The following is a 16,368-nucleotide window of genomic DNA, read 5'->3' as shown; positions in this document are numbered from 1 at the left end:
AAAGTATTCAAAATACTGGGCGAACGATACCGTAACAGAAGAAAACGTTTTGGATTAAGAGTAAATTTAATCGCTGGCATTTACAATTATGAATTATATGCCTTTTTCAATTAATACAAGAGGTCTATTAAAAAACTAAACCTCCATTCAGAAAAAATATTGCATTATGCTTCTCAGCATAAATACAATACCGGTATCGCCTTTCTTATTGACATGAGCATTGAATCCGGCAGGAACAGGTTTTTTGTAGTTGATTTAAAAAAGGATAGTATTATAGCCGAAGGCCTCGTAACCCATGGACGCTGCAATCAAAGCTGGTTAACCGGCCGCAAATATGGAAATACTGTTGGCTGCGGTTGTACTTCGCTCGGCAAATACAAAATCGGGAACTCATACCAGGGCAGATTCGGGCTTGCATATAAACTTCATGGATTAGATTCTACCAATAGTAATGCATATAAACGGTTTGTAGTGTTGCACTCACATGAATGTGTGTCCGATAACGAAACTTACCCGCTTCCTTTATGCCAGAGTGATGGCTGCCCTACCGTAGCCCCGGGTTTTTTGAAGAAATTAAACGTTGTACTGGATTCCGTACGATCGCCTGTGTTATTATCAATTTACGAATAGATCAATGGTATTTACCGTTGTACAGATTTTTTATATACCGGTACAGTGCTGCATGGCTCACCATACATCAGGCTTTTTACAACAGGCTTTAATTTATTGGTGATGGCTACATATGCCGCTTCCGGTAAAACAATATCACCACAGCCTTTTATTACAATGCGTTTATCAATATATTCTTCAGCGCTTATTTGTTCTATATTCTTCAGCATCAGCGACCGGGTCAACAATTGCTCATCGCCAAATAGTACTTCCTTTGCATGTGGTTGCAGATAGCTGGCCACCAGCATATAAGCCCACATCGGAATTATGGCATCTGCCGTATTGGTTAAGCCAACAACTTTATCTTTGTATTGCTCCCAATCCGCGTTTTTCAATGCTTCCCTGAATTCTTTTTCCTTAAGAATAAGTTCCCTGAAAAGCCAGGGCTTTAAATCAAAAATGGCTATTTCGTCTTTTGGAAAAAAAGCTTCAAGATTTATGGTAATGATCCCGCTTTCCGCAACCTTGTTTATTATCTCTTCCATATCACAAATTTACCAAAATAAAACAGGGTTGCAATCATCGTAATTGCAACCCTGTATTTTAAATTTTATACCGGTTTATTAATATCCGGCTTTTAATCTTGTGTCTTGTATGTTTGCGGCCTCTTTAAGAGCTTCCATCAATCCATACCCCATTGTTTGCCTCATTTGCATTAATGCCGCTTTTCTCTGTTCTTCTACATTGGCAGCATCGTTAGGCAAAGCGCCTATGTTTTTTACTTCTACCACATATACGCCGGTTGTGCCGGTTAATGGCTGGGATGGTTTTCCCTGGTATGCCTTATCAAAGGATGCTCCGATAACGATCAATTCATTGCCAAATCCTGGTTTAAAATTATCAGAAAAGCGAATGCTGTCTGTCGTTTGAACCTGCTGATCGGTATTTTTAGCTGCTTCATCAATACTTGAATATTTTCCGAATTTTTGAACCAGCATTGCCGCTTTCTTTTTATTACGCAAAATGGGTTCAATGGCTAATTTAGCTGTTGCTGCCGACTGAACACCAGCAGGTTTTTCGCCGGTAATAGCTGCAACCACATATTGATCACCTACAGAAATAGGATCAGAAACCGTTCCGGGTTTGTTTTCGTATACCCATTTTACAAAAGATCTTGACGGCGTTAGTCCTGCTACCTGGTAATCCATTTCTTTAATATTATCCGCAATCCTCTTGTTGAATTTATTTTTTGCCACAGCGTCATCAAATGCTTTTTCCGTGCGGCTTTCAGACGCGAATTTTGTGGCTGCTGCTGATGCCGCATCATCTGTTTCTTTACTTGGCTCAATTGTTTTTGCCAAGTAAGCTATTTTATAAGCAGTCTCAAAATTTTTCTGATCCTGCACTTCTATATAATGATATCCAAACTGTGTTTTTATTACACCTTTATCTCCTGTTTTGCCTTCGAAACAAAAATCATTGAATTCTTTAACCATTTGACCATTTGGAAAATAGTTATATTCTCCTCCCTGGTCTTTAGAGCCCAGATCATCAGAATATTTTGCAGCCAGCTCAACAAAAGAAGCTCCACCTGCTATTGCATTTTTAATACTATCTGCGAGCGCCTTTGCAGCAGAATCTGTTCTTGATGGTTGTTGTGTTTGCAGATCAATTGTTCCTATTAATATATGGCGCGCTTTTACTGAGTCCGGTAAAACTTTTGATCCTATCATTCTTGCAACTACTATGGTATTGGCATCATAATAAGGACCGTATACCTGCCCGGGTTGTAATGCAAGAAGAGAATCTTTTGAAGGAACCTGTATCCTGCTTTTATTGATATACCCGTCAAAGAAAGGAGACTTCGTCCCGTTTCTTGTTACAAACACACCTGCATCTGGCGCATCAGTAAGTGCTTGTTTCATCCCTTCCATTTTATTCCAGAGATTGGCACTGTCTTCCTTATTGGCTCCGGCATTAAATGTAACAAACGCTATGCTTCTTGATTTTTCCTGTTTAAACTGATCTTTATGTTTCTGTATATAATCATTTATATCAGCATCAGAAACAACAGCGGCAGAATCAGCAATGCTTGAATATGACAATCCTGTATACGCAATGTCAGAAACCTGGCCATTAACTGCATTCTGTTTTTCAATAAGCCATTTTGGAATATATGCTCCATTGGTAAAAATGGTAAAAAACTTTTGTTGTACCTGGTTTAATACAATCGGGTCAATCAATTGTTCATTTACCTGTTTTATCTGCTCAGCATTTTTGCTTTTCTTAAGCGTTAAAAATGCATTACGGGCCGCTTCTATATTATATACGCCTGTTTTAGGATCAGTAAATTGCTGCTTAAATTCCTGGGGTGCATTATCACTGAATAATAATTCAGAAAATTCTTTTGAAGTAAAATCAATTCCTAATTTTTTTGCTTCAGACAAAATCAATTCTCTTGAAACAAGACTATTCCATACCTGGTTCTGAATTTCCTGGCGCATACCTTCTTCTATCCTGTATCCCTGCGATTGATACTGTGCTTCCATCATCTTTACACGGGCATCAAAATCCTGCCGGTCAATATTTGTTCCATTTATTTTACCTATTGTTTTTGATGGCTCTTTAACACCTCCACCTCTTCCAAAAAAAGCATCCTGCACTATAAAACCAATAAGACTTACGGCAATCGCTATAACCAAAATACCAGCCCTTTTTCTAAGCGTCTCAATTATCGACATAATATATAGTATGTATTTTTTAGGACGGCAAAAATAGGGGAATAAATGTTTATCAACAAATTGTGGAAAACAGTCTCAAATATGCATGGCTATTGAGTTTATAGCGTGTATATCTTTCATTTCGCAGCAAACAATAAAACACTATCCTTTTTCGTTTTTATTAATTCACATTACTGTGTTAACAGTAGCCATTTTTTGTTGATATAGTTCTTTTTTATTAAAATTTCCGGTGGGAATATTGCCCAATTCTTAATTTGGTTTGCTTCTTCCTTTTCCCATCCCTGCATATTTCCTCATAAAAAAAAATTTTACCCCCGGTTTTCAACACCATTTTTTTATTTTTTTTTTTCTTTTTTTTTCTCACCCTTTTTTAATCCACAATGTTGATAATATTGCAGAACTCTATACAGCATTGAGTACCTGCTGTGTATATGCTTGTTAATAACCGTGTATAAATGAATAGTTTTAACTTTGCAAAACGTTTTAATTTGGATTGTTTCCCCAAATTCACAGCCGTAATAATAGTAGGGCTTTTAAATAAATAATAAATAATATTAAATACTATGGGAGTAATTAACATTGAAGAAGCAAAGAAAAATGTTGAGCAGGTTGGATTCCTGGATGTTGATATTGATTCCCGTATCGATTTGTTTAAAGAGATTGAAAGAATTAAGAAAGAGAAGAATGCGGTTATACTGGCGCACTATTACCAGGAATCGGATATACAGGATATTGCAGATTATATCGGTGACAGCCTTGGCCTGGCTCAACAGGCGGAAAAAACTACCGCAGATATTATCGTGTTTGCCGGCGTACACTTTATGGCTGAAACTGCCAAAATTCTGAACCCGGATAAAAAAGTATTACTTCCTGATTTAAAAGCGGGTTGTTCCTTATCTGATTCTGCCCCGCCGCCATTATTTAAAAAGTTTAAAGAACAGTACCCGGATCATATTGTGATTTCTTATATCAATTGCTCAGCAGGTATTAAAGCATTGAGTGATATCATTTGTACTTCATCTAATGCAAAGCAAATCGTAGAAAGTTTGCCAAAAGATCAGAAGATCATTTTTGCTCCGGATAAGAACCTGGGTGCATATATCAACAAAAAGACCGGGAGGAATATGGTTTTGTGGGATGGTGCCTGTATGGTGCATGAAATTTTCAGCAGGGAAAAAATTACCAGGCTTAAAGTAAGGCATCCTGAAGCTAAAGTAATAGCGCACCCTGAATGTGAAGATGTGGTATTACAACTGGCAGATTATATTGGCTCTACCACACAATTGCTGAAATACACTGAAACTGATACTTCCAAAGAATATATCGTAGCTACAGAAACTGGTATTCTTCACCAGATGCAAAAAAACTCTCCGGGTAAGATTTTCATTCCTGCACCACCAGACAATAGCTGTGCCTGTAATGACTGTCCGCATATGAAGCTGAATACGCTTGAGAAATTGTATTTGTGCATGGAGTATGAAGCACCCGAGCTGAATATGGATGAGGAGCTCAGAAAGGCTGCTTTAAAGCCTATTAAAAGAATGTTGGAGATAAGTGCTCAACTCGGGTTATAAAGCCGCTTATCTGCCCATATAAACCATCAGTATCTGAACGTCACTTGGGTTAACTCCTGAAATGCGGGAAGCCTGTCCTAATGTTCTTGGTTGTATTTTAATAAACTTCTGCCTGGCTTCTGCAGACAGCGCCGGAATATTGGTATAATTGAAATTTTGCGGAATGCTTAAATGTTCAAGATTGTTCATTTTTGCCACAAGTTCCTTTTCCTTTTCAATATATATATTATATTTAATTTGTATTTCGGCTTGTTCCAACTCTTCTTTTTTATTGCCCGAAAAGATGGATTGTAGCCTGGGTACATTTTCTAAAAGATATGCCAGGCTGATATCCGGCCTGAGTATTAATTGCCCTGCCTTTTGTTTTTGGGTTAAAGAAGCGGATTGAATTTTTTCAAGAAGAGGATTAACCTCTTCTGGTGATATATTAAAATTATTTAATTCGTTTAGAATATTTTTTACTTCTCTTTCCTTATTCAAAACTGCGTCCATTCTTTCCTGTGAAGCAAGCCCAAAATCAAAGCTCTTTTTGGTTAGCCGAAGATCCGCATTATCCTGGCGCAATAATGTTCTGAATTCAGCACGGCTGGTAAACATTCGGTAGGGCTCTTCCGTTCCTTTACTGATGAGGTCATCAATCAGTACACCGATATATGCTTCACTCCTGCTTAATATCAACGGTTCTTTTTCTTTTGTTTTGAGATGCGCATTTATACCAGCCATCAAACCCTGGCAGGCAGCTTCTTCATAACCGGTTGTACCATTGATCTGCCCGGCAAAAAAAAGATTTTGAATCAGCTTGGTTTCTAAAGTATACTGTAATTGTGTTGGTGGAAAATAGTCGTATTCTATAGCATAACCCGGTCTGAAAAAACGTACATTTTCAAAACCCGGTACTATACGTAAAGCTTCATATTGTACTTCTTCAGGCAATGAAGTTGAGAAACCATTTACATAAATTTCAACAGTATTCCATCCTTCCGGCTCTACAAAAAGCTGGTGCCTGTCTCTTTCGGCAAAGCGGTTAATCTTGTCTTCTATACTGGGGCAATATCTCGGACCAACACCATCAATTCTGCCTGCATACATTGGGCTCCTGTCGAACCCGGTTTTTAAAGTATCATGTACTGTTTGGTTGGTATAGGTTATCCAGCAGCTTCTTTGCTGTTCAGGCTTTATTTTTTTTGTATCAGAAAAACTAAAACCTACAATTTCATCATCTCCTTTTTGTTCATCCATTTTGGTATAATCCAAACTTCTTCCATCAACCCTTGGTGGTGTACCGGTTTTTAATCGGTCACTTTCAAAACCGAGTTCAACCAATTGTTCGGTAATACCAGAGGCTGCTTTTTCTGCTACTCTTCCGCCGCCAAATTGTTTTTCTCCAATATGAATAATGCCATTTAAAAAAGTACCATTAGTAAGAACTACTGCCTTTGCCGTAATGTGATGTCCCAGCCCGGTGATAACCCCAATGCACCTGTTATCTTTCACCAGTAATCCTTTTACCATATCCTGGTAAAAATCCAGGTTAGGTGTATGTTCCAGTTTTTCTCTCCATTTCAAAGCAAAAAGCATTCTGTCGCTTTGTGCCCTGGGACTCCACATGGCAGGTCCTTTTGATTTATTGAGCATCCTGAATTGGATCATTGACTCATCCGTTACTATACCGGAGTATCCGCCCAGCGCATCTATTTCCCTAACGATTTGTCCTTTGGCAATACCACCCATGGCAGGGTTACAGCTCATTTGGGCGATGGTTTGCATATTCATGGTAACCAGCAAGGTTTTGCTGCCCATATTGGCTGCCGCTGCAGCAGCTTCACATCCGGCATGACCGGCACCAACAACAATTACATCATATTCCTGAAACATTCGGCAAAAGTAAGATGATATAGGTAATTTGTGATCAGCTTTCAGTTATGGGCTGATAGCTGACTGCTGACACCCACTCATTACCATACATCAACGTTTCACGTGAAACAGTGCTATTCTCCGGAAAAATCCTGAACGAGAAAGAACATGCCTGGTCTGCCTTTAATGGGATAAAAACTAAGACCTACCCTCTTCATTTCAATTGAAAGAATGTTTTTCCGGTGACCAACGCTTTTTACACCGGTATCAATAAGGAGGAAGATCAAGGCTTCCAGCGAACTTCTTTTGCCTTCATAAATATTCTCTGCAACATTGCTGAAATAGCCTGCCTTGTTCATTCTTTCCTGGAAGCTGCTGCCGGAAGTAGAGCTATGACTTATACCTGCCCCATGTTTACCTAGGTCAGTAGCATGTTCAATAGCCACCTTTGTAAGATTTTCATCGGGAATTAATAGCCCAACAGGAGACATTGAAATAAGGGTTGCTGATAAGGACTTTGAATATGCACTTTTAGCTTCCGGGAACTGTTCAAGAAAGGGTATTAATATCTTGTCATGAAAAAGCTTTGGATACTTTCTTATATAATTAATCCAGTAAATAGATTCCTGTTGGTCAGGAGAAAGTTTTTTATAAAAAGCATTTGAGTCTAACCATTGTTGTATGCTGGCATCTTTTTCTGTTTCAACTATAAAAGGCGCATCTCTTAATACAATGCTTCCCTGTGAATGAACAAAGCTGATAAAAGCGCATGCAATAAAAACAGACAGTAAACGTTTCACGTGGAACTTTATTTAAAATACTCCTGCAAGTAACGATCTTCTTTGGCTCTCATTACCTTCTTTTCTTCATTTAACTTATCCTTATAGCCGCATAAATGCAGTGCACCGTGAAAAATTACCCGGTGAAGTTCTCTTTTAAAGCTGGTTTTATAGGTTGTTGCATTATCTTTTACCCTGTCAATACTGATGTATATTTCTCCTTCCACAGCTTTTTCGCCCAGGTTAAAAGTGATGATATCTGTATAATAGTCGTGTTTTAAGTATTGTTTATTTACCTGTAGCAGGAAATCATCCGAACAGAATATGTACTGAAGCGAATCAAGGGAGGTTTTTTCCTTTTTGAACAGCTGTTGAATAAAGCCTTTAAGCTTATTTCTATCGGTAAGAATGTTCTTTTTATAAGGAAAGAAGAAGTTTATGTTTGGCATTGTGAGCTGTTTTCGTGGAGCTTATTTCAATTATTTGTATACTGGCGTTTGCAGATTCCTCCTGCGTCGGAATGACAGGCTGCGGTGCAATGTTCAGCTTTAATACAATAGTTGAACATTTACACTATTGTTCAACATACATTCCAAAGCTTGTCATTCCGACGCAGGAGGAATCTGCATAACAAGATTATCCTACTGCGAAAAGTTTAATATACCAGTTTTCCAAAAATCGTAATTCATTTTGTAAAACTACCAATAGATTTGTGCTATAATGAAAAGGCTTTCAGAAATAAACCCGGGCGTAACAGTAATAATAAAAGAAATAGAGGATAATGACTTTTATCTCAAACTTATGGAGATGGGGTTTATTCCCGGTGAAACCGTAAAAATTTTGCAGGTAGCTCCTTTAGGCGATCCTATATCAGTAACAGTTGCGGGATATAATTTAAGTTTGCGTTTGAATGAAGCAGATAATGTGCTGGTAGAGGATTTATAATACGCAATATCTCTTAATGAAAATTGGTCTTTACTTTGGCTCCTTCAATCCTGTTCATCACGGGCATTTAATAATAGCTAGTTTTATTGCCAACAATACCAACCTCGACCAGGTTTGGTTTATAGTATCTCCTCAAAATCCATTTAAAAATTCCGCCGCTTTATTGAATGAATACCAGCGATTACATTTGGTTAGACTGGCTATTGAGGGAGAAGATAAACTCAAAGCATCGGATATAGAATTTTATCTGCCCAAGCCATCTTACACCGTTGATACCCTGGCTTACCTTGAAGAGAAATATCCCAAACACGAGTTTTCTATTATTATGGGAAGTGATAGCTATCAGAACCTGCCCAAATGGAAAAACGCTGAAGTAATAATGCAGCGCTACCCGATATTCGTTTATAACAGGCCTGGCTTTGAAGTAAATACGCAAAATGAGAATGTGATAGTATTAGACGCACCTCTGCTGCAGATATCCGCAACGCAATTAAGACAAACCATCAGGAATGGAAAATCGATCCGTTATCTCGTGCCCGATAGTGTGAAGGAAGAAATTGAAAGAAATAATTATTACAGGAATTAGAAAATCCATCCTAATAATAAGCAGGCAAGTGCTATAACCGGCGCAGGCAAGCGGGTAAAAAGCAGTAATAAAAATGTGCCGGCAATAACGCCAATATTCAGAAAGCTGATGGTATATGACTCATTAGCTTCAAAAAAGGAAACATCTTTCATCAGAAAAAAAGTGGCGGCAGCCATTATACCCACCACCGCAGCATTAATGCCTTTAAGCGCTCGGTAAATTCCACTGTATTTTTTCAGGTTATGCCAAACCGGGAAAAAGAAAAGCACCAGCAAAGCACTGGGTAGAAAAACACCAAAAGAACCTATGATGCAACCAATAACCTGCATTCTGACACCTTCTGATTTTAACGCCTCCCCCCCCACAAAGGCAGAAAAAGAAAAAGTGGGACCAGGGATTGTTCTTACAATACCTGCGCCGCTTAAAAACTCGTTCTTATCAATCCTTAATACATCTTTATTGTTCAATAAAATTCTCTCTGTATTTGGACGAACAACATATTGCTCATACATCATTGGCATCAGTACGTCTCCGCCACCAAAAACCAGGCTACCAAAGCGATAGGTATTTTCAAACAGGTTAAGCGCTTTTCTTTCTTTCCAATTATGACGCCTTGCTAACTCACTAAGCGTACCAGCTATGATAAACAGCGAAAAAAACATTACGATATTCCCCCATTTGATTGGTCTTGGTTCAATGTTGATTTTTGGAGTTCGTTTTTCGGTAAAATTGGTGATAATACCCCCTAATAAAATAACCCCGGGAAAAACCCAGGGCGTTTTAAAAAGAAAATAGGTAATGATCATTACCGGTACCATTATTAACCTTGCTACTTTGTTGGTGGCTACCAGCAAATAAGCCCTGAAAGCGGCAAAAGCCAAAAAACCAACTGCCATCGGCTTAATAAATTTAAAAAAGTCATTCTGCAGTGCTGCATTATCTATATAACTAAGCAGGAAAGAAAAACCGCTCATTAGTATACAGGCCGGCAAGATCCAGATAACCAGGGTAAGAATGGCAAGCGGAAGTCTTCCCCTTTTATAACCAATAAGTGTGATGATCTGGGTTGATGATGCACCGGGCAGCAATTGACAAAATGCATTGTACTCAAGCAACTCCTGTTCTGTAATATCCTTGCGTTTGGAAACAAAGGTTTTCATCATCATGCCTAAATGCCCCTGCGCGCCACCAAAAGCTGTAACACTATACAGGAAAACAGCTTTTAAAAAAGGAATATGACGGAGCATTTTCAAAGCACAGAGAATTTATAAACCCAGGAGTTATTTTTTTAAACCTATTTCTCTCAGCCGTTCATCTAAATACTCCCCTGCAGTGGCATCAGGATAAGCTTTAGGATGTGCGCTGTCTATACAGCTTTCAAGGCAGGCAAGAGACATTTCTCCTTTTGGATGAAGAAAAAAAGGAATAGAAAAACGCGAAGTATGCCATAATTCTTTAGGCGGATTTACCACACGGTGCGTTGTACTCCTGAGTTTGTTGTTGGTAAGCCGCTGCAGCATATCGCCAACATTTACAACTATTTGATCCGGTAGTGAAGTAACGGGCACCCATTGGTTTTGTTTGGTGAGGATCTGCAATCCGTCAGCACTTGCTCCCACCAGTAAAGTGATGAGGTTAATATCTTCGTGTTGTTCGGCGCGTATAGCCGATGCAGGCTCTCTTAATATCGGAGGATAATGTATAGCCCTTAGAATGGAGTTACCATTATGAATTTTATCGTCAAAAAAATCTTCATCAAGATCAAGGTATAAGGCAATGGCCTGGAGCAATGCCTTGCCTGATTTTTCGAACGCACGGTACGCGTTCAGAAAAACAGGATTGAATGCAGGAATTTCATCTACCACTACATTATCCGGGTATTCTTCTTTTATTACATCCCCGTCTTCAACGGTTTGCCCGTATTGAAAAAATTCTTTCAGATCAGGCGCTTCACTCCCCTTGGCATGCTCTCTCCCAAAAGAAGTATAGCCTCTTTGCCCGGCAAGCCCGGGTATTTCATAACCGGTTTTTTTTTGAAGCGGAAGCGAGAAAAACTGTTGCACATTCTGGTAAAGCGATTGGATCAGTTCGTCTGGAATACCATGATTTTTTACTGCTACAAACCCAACTTCTTCATACGCTTTGCCCAATTGCTCAACAAAAGCCTTTTTACTTTCAGGTGTTCCCTGCGTAAATTGTGAGAGGTCAACGGAAGGAATATTCATAAAGCATGAATTTATATCTTCTTAAAAATTGATGAAAAGGAATTTTGTATGAAATTAGCATCAAAGTTTTAAAAAAAACAAGCAGATGAAAACAATCATAATACCAACTGATTTTTCTCCAACCGCGCTTAATGCAACCAATTATGCCGTTGATATGGCGCTTGCCCTGGATGCTGCTGTTTTGCTGCTGCATGTATACCAGCTACCAGTTTCCTATAATAACAATATGGATGTTCCCCTGCCTGTTATTGATATCAACCAGATAGAAGAGATCAATAAAGAGAAGATACAAACGCTTAAAGAACAACTACAGCATATTACCTCCAACAAAATAAAAATAGATACGGATGTAAGAATGGGAATACTTACCGAAGAACTGGAAGAATTGTGTGAAATCGTGAAGCCTTTTGCTATTGTGATGGGAAACAGAGGCGGAGGAGCGGTTGAACGGCTTTTGGTGGGCAGTTCTACGCTGTCTGCAATAAAAAATTTAAAATGGCCGATAGTCGTTGTTCCCTCCGGCGCAACATTCAACGGTATTAAAAAGATTGGATTTGCCAGTGATCTTAAGAAAATAGAAGAAACAACACCGGTAGCATATCTTAAGGAATGGACAAAAACTTTTGGTGCGGAACTTGGCGTACTGAACGTAGATTACAATAAAGATAGCTTCAGCGAAGAAACAAAATCGCAAGCAGCATTGCTGCAATCTTTATTAGGAGAAGAAGTAAAAACCGGTTTTTTCTTTATTAATAATGAAGATGTTGAAACAGGGATTAATGAATTTGCGGAAAGTAATAACCTGGATCTGTTGATCGTAGTTCCAAGAAGGCATAACCTTTTTGAAAGACTGTTTCAAAAAAGTCATGCTTCCGAACTGGTATTTCATTCAAGAATACCCATCTTATCTATTCACGAAAAAGAAGATTAAAACTCCGCGTTCTTTGGCGTACGTGGAAAAGGAATAACATCCCTGATATTGCTCATGCCGGTAACAAACTGCACCATTCTTTCAAAGCCAAGCCCAAAGCCGGAATGAGGAACAGTACCATACCTCCGTGTATCAAGATACCAGTATAGTTCTTCTGCCGGAACATGCATTTCTTTCATGCGTGCTTCAAGCCTGTCTAATCTTTCTTCACGCTGAGAGCCGCCAACGATCTCTCCTATGCCCGGTGCAAGAATATCCATGGCTGCAACAGTTTTGCCATCATCGTTCTGGCGCATATAAAAAGCTTTTATAGCGGCAGGATAATTTGTAACAATAACCGGTTTTTTAAAATGTTTTTCTACAAGATAGCGTTCGTGCTCACTCTGCATATCTATACCCCACTTTACCTCGTATTGAAATTTCTTTTTCTTATAAGGATTGGATTGTAATAGTATCTCTATCGCTTCAGTATATGTGATCCTTTCAAAGCTGTTATTTAATACAAAATCAAGTTTCTCAATCAGTCCCATCTCGCTGCGTTTATCCTGGGGCAGTTGTTTTTCCTCTTCCGCAAGACGTTGCGCTAAAAAGTCAAGGTCTTCCCTGTTGTGCTCAAATACATATTTAATAAGGTATTTGATGAACTCCTCGGCAAGATTCATGTTATCTTCAAGATCGTAAAAAGCCATTTCAGGCTCAATCATCCAGAATTCAGCAAGATGGCGTGGAGTATTGGAATTTTCAGCCCTGAAAGTTGGTCCGAACGTATAAATATCTCCAAGAGCCGTTGCGCCCAGTTCTCCCTCCAGCTGTCCGCTTACCGTAAGATTTGTTGATTTACCGAAGAAATCTTCCTTAAAGTCTGTGTCTCCTTTATCATTGCGGGGCGGATTATCAAATGGTAAAGTGGTTACCCGGAACATTTCGCCTGCGCCTTCCGCGTCGCTTGCGGTTATAATTGGCGTATGCAGGTATACAAACCCTTTTTCATTAAAAAACTTATGTACGGCAAAAGCAAGACTGTGCCGTATGCGGAAAACAGCGCCAAATGTATTGGTTCTGAAGCGCAGGTGGGCAATTTCCCTCAGGAACTCCATGCTGTGCTTTTTGGGCTGCAATGGGTATTTTTCAGCATCGCTGTCGCCCAGAACTTCTATTTCGGTTGCCTTAAGCTCCAGCTTTTGCCCCTTTCCCTGAGAAGGAACAACAATGCCCTTAACCTTTAAAGCCGCAGATATGGTAAAGCGCTTTAAAAGCGATTCCTCAAATTTGCCCAATGCTGCCACAACCTGGATATTAGCGTTTGTTGAGCCATCGTTAAGCGCGATAAACTGGTTATTCCTGAAACTCTTAATCCATCCCATCACTGTAACTTCCTGTTCTTTAGGCTCCTGAGCGAGCAGTTGTTTTATTTTTACCCGGTTGTTGAACATATTATTATTTTAGATAAGAAACCCTGTTTTACTGGCGTTATTATAGTTGAAAAATAAATGAGCGCAAAGATAAGAGGGAAAATTTTTTTTACTTTCCAGAAATTTAATGTAACATTGCTGCGGAATCAAACTGATCAGTTCTAACCTTGCTCCAGGATTTTTTCAGTTTAATCATTCCGCGCCTTTTCATTCAACCAAAAATTCATTTCAACATTTTCTCTTTCAAATTTCAAAAGTAGTAATGGTGTTTGATGATGAGATGTTAAACCTATAGTGTATTATTTATGTATGATATCTTGCAATTGAACGATATGCTCGTTCCTGAACTGCTTGATGTTGCTGAGCAACTTAGCATTCCCAATGCAAAAAAATTAGACAAGCAGGAGCTTATTTATAAAATTTTAGATAAGCAGGCTATTGTAAACAGTGCCGGCGCTGCAAAAACCGAAGAAAAAGGTAAGCGCAGAAGGCTTGTAAAAACCACCACGGCTAACAGCACCGAAGAAGCTATTGTTGAGTCTGATAGCGAAAAAGCGCCTGCTGCACCTGCTCCAAAAAGGAAAAAAGCGGCCGCCGCAGATGCAGAAAAGAAACCTGAGAAAAAAGTCATAAAAAAATCCAGGTCTGTTGAAGCAGAAGAAGCTGCAGAAGAGCCGGAAACGCCGGTAAATATAGATGCCGTAATTGAGGAAGAAGCTGTTCCTGAAGCAGAAATCAGTGAAGCTGCATTGCCGGTTGATCTTCCGGTAGCAGAAGAGCCCCAGGCAGAAAGAAGAAGCTATCCTCAGCGCCGCGAGCAAAATTTCAATATTGAATTTGATGGCGTGGTAATGAGCGAAGGTGTGCTGGAAATGATGCCTGATGGGTATGGCTTTTTAAGAAGCAGCGACTATAATTACCTTTCTTCTCCTGATGATATTTATGTATCTCCTTCGCAGATAAAATTATTTGGGTTAAAAACCGGGGATACTGTTTCCGGGTCTGTTCGCCCGCCAAAAGAAGGCGAGAAATATTTTGCCCTTCTTAAAGTGGAAGCGATCAATGGTAAATCACCGGAAGAAGTGAGGGATCGTGTGCCTTTTGATTATCTCACGCCTCTTTTCCCATTTGAAAAATTAAACCTGTTCACGCAGCCATCTGCATACAGCACCCGCATGATTGACCTGTTTACGCCGATTGGTAAAGGCCAGCGCGGATTGATCGTAGCACAGCCCAAAACAGGTAAAACCGTTTTATTAAAAGAAATAGCGAACGCTATCGCGGAAAATCATCCTGAATGTTACCTGATGATTGTGCTGGTGGATGAAAGACCTGAAGAGGTAACGGATATGGAAAGAAGTGTAAAAGCGGAAGTAATTGCTTCTACTTTTGATGAACCGGCAGAAAAACACGTAAAAGTTTCTACTATAGCATTGCAGAAAGCAAAACGCCTTGTAGAGTGTGGCCATGATGTAGTGATCCTGCTGGATTCTATTACCCGTTTGGCAAGAGCGCATAACACAGTTGCCCCTGCATCAGGTAAAGTATTGTCTGGTGGCGTGGAAGCAAACGCGATGCAAAAACCAAAACAGTTTTTCGGTGCGGCCAGGAAAATAGAAAATGGCGGCTCTCTTACTATACTGGCAACCGCATTAATTGATACCGGTTCAAAAATGGATGAAGTGATTTTTGAAGAATTTAAAGGAACCGGTAACATGGAATTGCAGTTAGACAGAAGATTGGCCAACAGGCGTATCTTCCCGGCAATAGACCTTGTTGCTTCATCTACCCGTCGCGAAGACCTGTTGTTAGACAGGGATGTATTGAAAAGAATGCATTTGCTCCGCAATTATCTTGCTGATATGAATGCTGAAGAAGCAATGAATGAATTGCTGAAACGCATGCGTGGCACAAAAGATAACCAGGAGTTTTTGGCAAGCATGAATAGTTAAATACTTTTATGTCCTTTGTGTTTTTTGTGGTTAGTTTTTTATCACAAAAAACACAAAGAGTTCACAAAGAGCACGAAAATCTGAATTTACAACCCTATTGGCTACAAATTGGAAGTGGCTTAGTCAATATCAAAAGAACTCAGGTTTTTGAAGTGCCCGTTCAATTTGATTTTGTCCTTCAACGCTTCTGTTTCATTTAATACAGGCAATACTTTGGCAAGATGCCGCTTCAGGTATTCCTGCCGTTGCAATTCAAGCAGCAGGGTTAGCAATTCGTATTCTTCTTCAACAGAAAGTCCGCAATGATGGGCAATATCATAAGCCGATAGTTCTTCTTCGGGCTTTTTATAGGATTTGGAGATATTTAAGATCCTGTGCATCTCCTTCATTCCGCTCAGCACTTTTTTCATCAGGTCTTTACTTCCGGTGGGACTATTGGGAGGATAATTAACTATAGCGCCGCTATACAGTTTATCCGGAATGGTTTTTATGATCTCCAGGGTGCGGAATACCTGCATTCCCTTAGTGCGGATATCCATTTCACCATTATCATAGGTTTTTACGATCTCTTCTATTTTTACTGAGGTTCCCCATTCACTTACTTTATTATTGATTACCGCCGGAATACCAAAAGGCTTTCCTTCCATAAAACATTCTGTTATCAGCTGTTTATATCTTGGTTCAAAAATGTGAAGGTTTAAATCCTCTCCCGGGAAAACAACAATTGCCAAAGGAAAAACAGGAATAAAATTCGTCATCG

15 protein-coding genes are annotated in these 16,368 nt (G+C 39.4%); 6 read left to right on the top strand and 9 right to left on the bottom strand.

The annotated features are described in order from the left end of the window. Positions 1 to 126 precede the first annotated feature (126 nt). Complete coding sequence (locus DC498_RS17110; RefSeq protein WP_116875402.1) at positions 127 to 630, top strand: murein L,D-transpeptidase catalytic domain-containing protein; 504 nt, start codon at positions 127 to 129, stop codon at positions 628 to 630. Between the two features lie 11 nt (positions 631 to 641). Here the strand turns inward: DC498_RS17110 and DC498_RS17105 are convergent, their stop codons facing one another. Continuing rightward, on the bottom strand, positions 642 to 1,154 hold the full coding sequence (locus tag DC498_RS17105) for a DUF2480 family protein (protein WP_116875401.1): 513 nt from the start codon (positions 1,152 to 1,154) through the stop codon (positions 642 to 644). Positions 1,155 to 1,232: 78 nt separating this feature from the next. Further along, positions 1,233 to 3,350: a peptidylprolyl isomerase gene (locus DC498_RS17100; protein ID WP_116875400.1), complete on the bottom strand. Its 2,118-nt coding sequence runs from the start codon at positions 3,348 to 3,350 to the stop codon at positions 1,233 to 1,235. A gap of 563 nt (positions 3,351 to 3,913) precedes the next feature. Between DC498_RS17100 and nadA the strand changes: the two genes are divergently transcribed. Beyond that, a complete protein-coding gene (gene nadA / locus DC498_RS17095) occupies positions 3,914 to 4,924 on the top strand; it encodes a quinolinate synthase NadA (protein ID WP_116875399.1) in 1,011 nt (336 codons plus the stop codon). Positions 4,925 to 4,930: 6 nt separating this feature from the next. On the opposite strand, the gene mnmG is transcribed toward nadA, so the two are convergent. The 3 genes from mnmG to ybeY form a co-directional block, all read right to left on the bottom strand. After that, complete coding sequence (gene mnmG, locus DC498_RS17090; protein WP_116875398.1) at positions 4,931 to 6,799, bottom strand: tRNA uridine-5-carboxymethylaminomethyl(34) synthesis enzyme MnmG; 1,869 nt, start codon at positions 6,797 to 6,799, stop codon at positions 4,931 to 4,933. Positions 6,800 to 6,912: 113 nt separating this feature from the next. Next, the gene (locus tag DC498_RS17085; protein WP_165813875.1) at positions 6,913 to 7,578 is read right to left on the bottom strand and encodes a CAP domain-containing protein; all 666 of its coding nucleotides are present in this window, start codon (positions 7,576 to 7,578) and stop codon (positions 6,913 to 6,915) included. Positions 7,579 to 7,586: 8 nt separating this feature from the next. Continuing rightward, the gene (ybeY, locus tag DC498_RS17080) at positions 7,587 to 8,006 is read right to left on the bottom strand and encodes an rRNA maturation RNase YbeY (protein ID WP_116875396.1); all 420 of its coding nucleotides are present in this window, start codon (positions 8,004 to 8,006) and stop codon (positions 7,587 to 7,589) included. A 271-nt stretch (positions 8,007 to 8,277) separates the two neighbouring features. On the opposite strand from ybeY, the gene DC498_RS17075 reads away from it, so the two are divergent. Both DC498_RS17075 and nadD read left to right on the top strand, forming a co-directional pair. Continuing rightward, the gene (locus DC498_RS17075) at positions 8,278 to 8,502 is read left to right on the top strand and encodes a FeoA family protein (RefSeq protein WP_116875395.1); all 225 of its coding nucleotides are present in this window, start codon (positions 8,278 to 8,280) and stop codon (positions 8,500 to 8,502) included. 16 nt (positions 8,503 to 8,518) lie between these two features. Continuing rightward, positions 8,519 to 9,088 (top strand): nicotinate (nicotinamide) nucleotide adenylyltransferase, encoded by a 570-nt coding sequence (nadD, locus tag DC498_RS17070; RefSeq protein ID WP_116875394.1) that lies wholly within the window; start codon positions 8,519 to 8,521, stop codon positions 9,086 to 9,088. Here nadD and DC498_RS17065 read toward each other — a convergent pair. Continuing rightward, positions 9,085 to 10,335: a chromate transporter gene (locus DC498_RS17065; RefSeq protein ID WP_116875393.1), complete on the bottom strand. Its 1,251-nt coding sequence runs from the start codon at positions 10,333 to 10,335 to the stop codon at positions 9,085 to 9,087. The genes nadD and DC498_RS17065 overlap by 4 nt on opposite strands. Before the next feature lie 33 nt (positions 10,336 to 10,368). Then, the gene (locus DC498_RS17060; RefSeq protein WP_116875392.1) at positions 10,369 to 11,313 is read right to left on the bottom strand and encodes an isopenicillin N synthase family dioxygenase; all 945 of its coding nucleotides are present in this window, start codon (positions 11,311 to 11,313) and stop codon (positions 10,369 to 10,371) included. 85 nt (positions 11,314 to 11,398) lie between these two features. On the opposite strand from DC498_RS17060, the gene DC498_RS17055 reads away from it, so the two are divergent. Next, positions 11,399 to 12,244, top strand: coding sequence for a universal stress protein (locus DC498_RS17055; protein WP_116875391.1), 846 nt, complete (start codon positions 11,399 to 11,401; stop codon positions 12,242 to 12,244). Here DC498_RS17055 and asnS read toward each other — a convergent pair. Next, positions 12,241 to 13,677 (bottom strand): asparagine--tRNA ligase, encoded by a 1,437-nt coding sequence (gene asnS / locus DC498_RS17050; RefSeq protein WP_116875390.1) that lies wholly within the window; start codon positions 13,675 to 13,677, stop codon positions 12,241 to 12,243. The genes DC498_RS17055 and asnS overlap by 4 nt on opposite strands. A gap of 284 nt (positions 13,678 to 13,961) precedes the next feature. Between asnS and rho the strand changes: the two genes are divergently transcribed. Then, complete coding sequence (gene rho, locus DC498_RS17045; protein WP_116875389.1) at positions 13,962 to 15,608, top strand: transcription termination factor Rho; 1,647 nt, start codon at positions 13,962 to 13,964, stop codon at positions 15,606 to 15,608. A gap of 119 nt (positions 15,609 to 15,727) precedes the next feature. Here the strand turns inward: rho and DC498_RS17040 are convergent, their stop codons facing one another. Continuing rightward, on the bottom strand, positions 15,728 to 16,366 hold the full coding sequence (locus DC498_RS17040) for an LON peptidase substrate-binding domain-containing protein (RefSeq protein WP_116875388.1): 639 nt from the start codon (positions 16,364 to 16,366) through the stop codon (positions 15,728 to 15,730). Positions 16,367 to 16,368: the final 2 nt, after the last annotated feature.

The sequence above is a fragment of the Terrimonas sp. genome, from assembly GCF_003075435.1.
In the GTDB taxonomy this organism is placed as follows: Bacteria; Bacteroidota; Bacteroidia; order Chitinophagales; family Chitinophagaceae; genus Agriterribacter.
Note: the sequence above shows the minus strand (reverse complement) of the source record. Positions and strands in the feature narration are given on the sequence as shown.

Bases quoted from the DNA above. Each gene is read 5' to 3' on its own strand.
- nadA (WP_116875399.1), top strand. From the start codon at position 3,914: ATGGGAGTAATTAACATTGAAGAAGCAAAGAAAAATGTTGAGCAGGTT.
- mnmG (WP_116875398.1), bottom strand. From the start codon at position 6,799: ATGTTTCAGGAATATGATGTAATTGTTGTTGGTGCCGGTCATGCCGGA.
- DC498_RS17055 (WP_116875391.1), top strand. From the start codon at position 11,399: ATGAAAACAATCATAATACCAACTGATTTTTCTCCAACCGCGCTTAAT.
- DC498_RS17100 (WP_116875400.1), bottom strand. From the start codon at position 3,350: ATGTCGATAATTGAGACGCTTAGAAAAAGGGCTGGTATTTTGGTTATA.
- ybeY (WP_116875396.1), bottom strand. From the start codon at position 8,006: ATGCCAAACATAAACTTCTTCTTTCCTTATAAAAAGAACATTCTTACC.
- DC498_RS17040 (WP_116875388.1), bottom strand. From the start codon at position 16,366: ATGACGAATTTTATTCCTGTTTTTCCTTTGGCAATTGTTGTTTTCCCG.
- nadD (WP_116875394.1), top strand. From the start codon at position 8,519: ATGAAAATTGGTCTTTACTTTGGCTCCTTCAATCCTGTTCATCACGGG.
- asnS (WP_116875390.1), bottom strand. From the start codon at position 13,677: ATGTTCAACAACCGGGTAAAAATAAAACAACTGCTCGCTCAGGAGCCT.
- rho (WP_116875389.1), top strand. From the start codon at position 13,962: ATGTATGATATCTTGCAATTGAACGATATGCTCGTTCCTGAACTGCTT.
- DC498_RS17075 (WP_116875395.1), top strand. From the start codon at position 8,278: ATGAAAAGGCTTTCAGAAATAAACCCGGGCGTAACAGTAATAATAAAA.
- DC498_RS17060 (WP_116875392.1), bottom strand. From the start codon at position 11,313: ATGAATATTCCTTCCGTTGACCTCTCACAATTTACGCAGGGAACACCT.
- DC498_RS17105 (WP_116875401.1), bottom strand. From the start codon at position 1,154: ATGGAAGAGATAATAAACAAGGTTGCGGAAAGCGGGATCATTACCATA.
- DC498_RS17065 (WP_116875393.1), bottom strand. From the start codon at position 10,335: ATGCTCCGTCATATTCCTTTTTTAAAAGCTGTTTTCCTGTATAGTGTT.